The following is a 1,654-nucleotide window of genomic DNA, read 5'->3' as shown; positions in this document are numbered from 1 at the left end:
CGTCAGTGCTTTCTCTTTTTTGTCACTAAATCACAAAATTTGGTGATGAACCATTTTTTCTAACTCTTCTATTAAACTTGTTTCATTCTCAGAATAACGCAATTCAATGACAAAACTTCGATCAATAATCTTTGGACTTAATCCTTTCACAGTATGATCCATATTCATCGTGCCAATAAATCTAACATTACTCGGGATTTCAAACTCTGCAGGATACCGATAGCATAAATCAAAACAATTTTGTAATTTCCTTCTCTCAGAATCGTCTTGTATTTGTGATAACTTTTCCTCATTAAGAAGTGCGTATCCATGTTCGTCCACAATGATGTAAGGTTCAATCATTTTGTAGGCTAACTCTTGAAAATGTTTAGCATAGAGGGTAATCTTAGGTGTTTCTTCTTCTCTAGCACTCAGAAATTCCGCAAAATAATACTCTACGTGGGACAAGTTCATCTCGTCTAAGCAAACTAAATATAAAGAATTCGGATTTTCCCTTACTTCTACTAGCGCATCTAAAAATTCAGTAGACACATATTGATAGTCAATTGGATTAAAAAATCCAAGTATATCTCGCTTATCTGTCCAGCTTGACTGGACTCTGATCGTACATGTCTTTGCTCCTTTAATAATTTTTGAAAAACCTCTCGCTAGACTAGATTTCCCCGTTCCGCTCGGACCATGCAAAATGATGAGTTGATTTGTCTTCAACGCACCTACAAAACATTCAATCGCATCACGTTCGTACTGTAGATCACATTGAGCATGCAAAGCCCCTCGGATTGTGTCAATAATGTCTGTTTGACTACTCCACTGAATCGTGTTCAAATGACTTAAATCGTTATCGTACTCCCTCATAAGTAACGATGGTGGCGGCACAAGACGAAGACGATCAAACTGCGCCAGCAAATACCTTTCATGTTCTTTTAGTTGTTGCTCCATATCGTTTAACTCTTGACTTTTCTTTTTAGCCATCTCTTCCCGATTTTTTAACTCTTCTTCTCGTTTCTCAAGATCTTCGAGCCGTTGTTCAATCTCATGTCGCTTTTCATCATAAGCTTTTTCAAATTCCTGTAATATAAAGTGGGATAGTTTTTCTAAAGAACCTAGCTGTTCTGATAGCTTTTTTACAACTACCTCTCCTAAGCAATCCATTAACCTTGTTTCAAAAGGGACCCCTCTAATAGAATTAATCTTTATGGAAACGAGCCCTTTCATCCGTTTTTCTATATTTTTTTCTATCCTATCGATTTTTAACGCTTCAGGTGTGGCAACAATAATATCTCCTTCATTGAGTAATTTTTTTTCTTTCTGCAATAAAAATGATACATTCCACTCTTTATCCTCAAAAGGCAACATAAAAGGAGAAAGCGTATTTGGATTTAATACTTCCCCAAAATATAGTTTTTTTCCATCTGGAATGTTTATAACACTTGTTATTTTTAAAATAAGTCGATTGCTCAATCCTTCTTTCGATTTACAAAATCGCTTATAAAACTGGTTCGCTTCTTCTTGAGTCCAGCTAGTAGGAATCCCTAATTCATCCAAAATGGCATCTAGTTGTTGTTGCAAACACATTGTTTGTGTCTCTGTCAACGTTGCTCTCTCCTCGTATAGTATGTTTAGAAAGATTTTTAAATCGAACTTCCAGTTCGAT

General features: G+C 35.7%; 1 protein-coding gene. It reads right to left on the bottom strand.

What is annotated here, in order from left to right; genetic code table 11:
• Positions 1-30 precede the first annotated feature (30 nt).
• The gene (locus tag ACYQY7_RS13920; RefSeq protein WP_461202947.1) at positions 31-1,593 is read right to left on the bottom strand and encodes an McrB family protein; all 1,563 of its coding nucleotides are present in this window, start codon (positions 1,591-1,593) and stop codon (positions 31-33) included.
• Between the last annotated feature and the right edge of the window lie 61 nt (positions 1,594-1,654).

Source organism: Anoxybacillus sp. TBDG-1, from assembly GCF_054815885.1.
The sequence above is the reverse complement of the archived record's forward strand: the minus strand, read 5'-3'. Positions and strand labels throughout refer to the sequence as shown.